A 1,531-nucleotide genomic window follows, 5' to 3' on the forward strand; every position below is an offset into this window, starting at 1 on the left:
AGACTTCTCCATACAGACTGATACGGTTAGCAATTATGTGAATGTGTCTATTATCGGTGTCCTTGTGCGTTACTGCCACCCATTGGTGGTTGTCAAGTCCCATTCGCTTGGCAAACAAATGGGCTATCCACATATATTCGGACACAGACAGCTTTTTCTCGTCCTGCGGTGCGATGCCAATTTCGATACGGAGAAACTTGTTCCTGCAACGGCTGTTGTAGTTACTGACCACTTTCATTTCCTCATAGATAGTCTTTGGATCTCTGCTGCAAAGATTGTGGAATGCAAGCCGACTACCGAGTTTGCCTTCCCTGAAAATATAGTCCAAAGCTGTGCTTCCGTGCGCTATCGCCTTGCATTTACCTATCATTTCTTGTTAGATTTAAGACCTTATATATTTCATCATCCACCCGAAAATGCGGGTCGTAAAACCGCTTAAATGCCTCTTTGGCACATAGCGAAAGGTTCTTGGTGATATGTAGCCAATCCTCGTCCTTGAGCTTGATGAGATTGGAAATCTGCCCATAGAACCTTCCTGTATGTTGGAGAATGGCAATGGCTTCCCTCTCATTGTCTGTCATCTTGGGAACGGCTGTTACTTCTCCGTTAAGGAGTATTTCCCGACAATAATCGGAGAATTTCCGTCCCGTGCTTTCCGCCCTTGATTTGATACGTTTCTTCTCTTCACTGGTACATCTTACCTTGATGAACTCCGTTTTGTTCATCCGCTGTTCTTCTTTATCCTGTTGCTGCCATCGGGCAGCTTTTCCTTTATATCTGTTCATATAAGTTTCCTTGAAAGTTTATCATTGTAGATGATTTATTACCTTAATTCCTAAATACTGACCGATGAGAACGGAGTGATTACGGTCTTATCTCCCCGATAGTCTGACGAGGGGAGCAAGAGCAGTTTGTGGGTACAAACTGACGTCTTGCAATATCAGCTAACGAAACGTTTACGCACAAGGCGTTTTGCTGCCGAAAAGTGAATGCCGTGCATTCTGTGTTTAACTGCGTTCGTGGTGTTCCCATCATTCAGTATGTTTGACAAATGTCTGTTGCTATGTTCTCTAAAAAAGGGTTGAGGGTTTTGAGTGGAATAATAGCACCTTTTCCCAAAAGTCCTCGCCCCTTTTCCTGTGATTTACAATCTCCTCCATTTCTCTATGTCTTCACCGTACTCCTCCAGATGGAGGCGCACGATGTTTTCCACGAAACTTGAAAGGTTGCTGCCCCTGTCGCCCAACCTGCGCACGATGAAGTCAGCACGCTCCTGCGTTTCTCGGCTCAGATAGACCGCCTTTCGATTGCTCAGTTTTGTCGGAACAAGGTAGGCTTGCTTGTAGGCTTCGAGCGTTTCCTTTCTCATCTTGGCACTGAAGCGCCTTTGAACGGTTGCGTTCTCTGTATGCTGCGCAGGTTCAGAGTGCGTAGTGTTCTCTGTGTCCTGTTCGTTAGGCTCTTGAATAAGTCTTGCTTTCCTTGCCCGAAGTTCGGCAATGATATGTTCAGACGAATTTTCTATCTGATT

Annotated in this window: 3 protein-coding genes; all 3 read right to left on the reverse strand. The window is 45.3% G+C overall.

All coding sequences use genetic code 11. From position 1 onward, the window contains the following. Positions 1 to 370, reverse strand: a 370-nt coding sequence (locus DEM91_RS12465; protein ID WP_249859117.1) for a relaxase/mobilization nuclease domain-containing protein, incomplete at its 3' end; no start/stop codon positions are given. After that, the gene (locus DEM91_RS12470; protein ID WP_009752275.1) at positions 360 to 785 is read right to left on the reverse strand and encodes a plasmid mobilization protein; all 426 of its coding nucleotides are present in this window, start codon (positions 783 to 785) and stop codon (positions 360 to 362) included. The genes DEM91_RS12465 and DEM91_RS12470, both read right to left, overlap by 11 nt. 359 nt (positions 786 to 1,144) lie before the next feature. Then, positions 1,145 to 1,531, reverse strand: a 387-nt coding sequence (locus tag DEM91_RS12475) for a DUF3408 domain-containing protein (protein WP_249859118.1), incomplete at its 5' end; no start/stop codon positions are given.

This window comes from Prevotella sp. TCVGH (assembly GCF_023522295.1).
Lineage (GTDB): Bacteria > Bacteroidota > Bacteroidia > Bacteroidales > Bacteroidaceae > Prevotella > Prevotella timonensis.